Below are 1,391 nucleotides of genomic sequence, written 5' to 3' on the forward strand. Positions count from 1 at the left end.
CCCGATCGGGGTGGCGGCCGACGACACCGATCTGCTGGTTCTGGGCGAGAATCTCGAACCCCTGCCCGACGGCGTGGTGGGCGAGCTGTATCTGTCGGGTGTGCAGCTGGCGCGCGGCTATCTGGGCCGGTCGGCGCTGACCGCGGAACGATTCGTCGCCAATCCGCACGCAGCGCCCGGCGACCGGATGTACCGCACCGGCGACCTGGTGCGCTGGAACACCGGCGGTGACGGTGGCCCGCGCGAGCTGGAATATCTGGGCCGCAGCGATTTCCAGGTGAAGCTGCGCGGTCTGCGCATCGAGCTCGGCGAGATCGAATCCGTACTGAACGCAATGGATTCCGTGCGCCAAGCGGTGGTCGTGGTGCGCTCCGATTCGCGGCTCGGCGACCAGCTCGTCGGGTATCTGGTCGTGACTGCCGATCGGTTCGATCTCGAGGTGGTGCGGGCCGAGCTGGCCGAGGCACTGCCCGCGTACATGGTGCCGTCGGCCTTCGTGATGCTCGACGAGCTCCCGGTCAACGCCTCCGGCAAACTCGACCGCAAGGCGTTGCCCGCCCCGGTTTTCGAGGTACGGAAGTTCCGGGCGCCGGCCACGCCGATCGAGGAGATCATCGCCCAGATCTTCGGCGAGGTGCTCGGGCTGCCGAGGGTCGGAGCCGACGACGACTTCTTCGATCTCGGCGGTAACTCGCTGATCGCCACGCAGGTCGCCGCCCGAGTCGGCGATGCGCTCGACACCCGCGTACCGGTGCGGATGTTGTTCGAGGCCAGCACCGTCACCGGGTTGGCCGCCCGGGTCGAATCACATGTCGGCGACGGTGGGCGCAAAGCCCTGACCGCCCGGGAGCGGCCGAACGAGATTCCGCTCTCGCCGGCCCAGCAGCGCATGTGGTTCCTGAACCGGTTCGACGCGGAGTCGGCCGCCTACAACGTGCCGGTCGCGGTGCGGCTGCGCGGTGATCTGCGGGTGGACGCGCTGGGCGCGGCGATCGTCGATGTCCTCGGACGGCACGAAGTGCTGCGCACGGTGTACCCGCAGACCGCCTCCGGTGTGGTGCAGCGCATCCTGCCCGTCTCCGGGATCGAGATCGACTCGGTCCCACGGCCGGTCGGCGCCGACGAGGTGGGGCGGTGCATCGCCGAGCTCGCCGCCCAGGGGTTCGATGTCGGTGCCGAGGTACCGATTCGCGTGGCGCTGCTGCGCGTTTCGGCCGGTGTCGCACCGGATCTGAGCCTTCTCGTCGCCGACGAGGAAGGTGAGCTCATCCGTACCCTCGGCGAGTTCCCCGCCGTCGTCGCCAGTGCCGCGACCCTGCGCGAGCCGCATCGTGTCGCCCGGTATCTGGAGGAACTGGCGGGCGCCTACCACCGCTTCCAGACCAACAAGA

At 69.2% G+C, this 1,391-nt stretch carries 1 protein-coding gene; it reads left to right on the forward strand.

Features of this window, described 5'->3' with window-relative positions; translation table 11 throughout:
* Positions 1-1,391: condensation domain-containing protein (locus AB0C20_RS36140; RefSeq protein ID WP_357569714.1), on the forward strand; the 1,391-nt coding region annotated here is incomplete at both ends.

It is taken from the genome of Micromonospora sp. NPDC048843 (genome assembly GCF_040649965.1).
Lineage (GTDB): Bacteria > Actinomycetota > Actinomycetes > Mycobacteriales > Micromonosporaceae > Micromonospora > Micromonospora hortensis.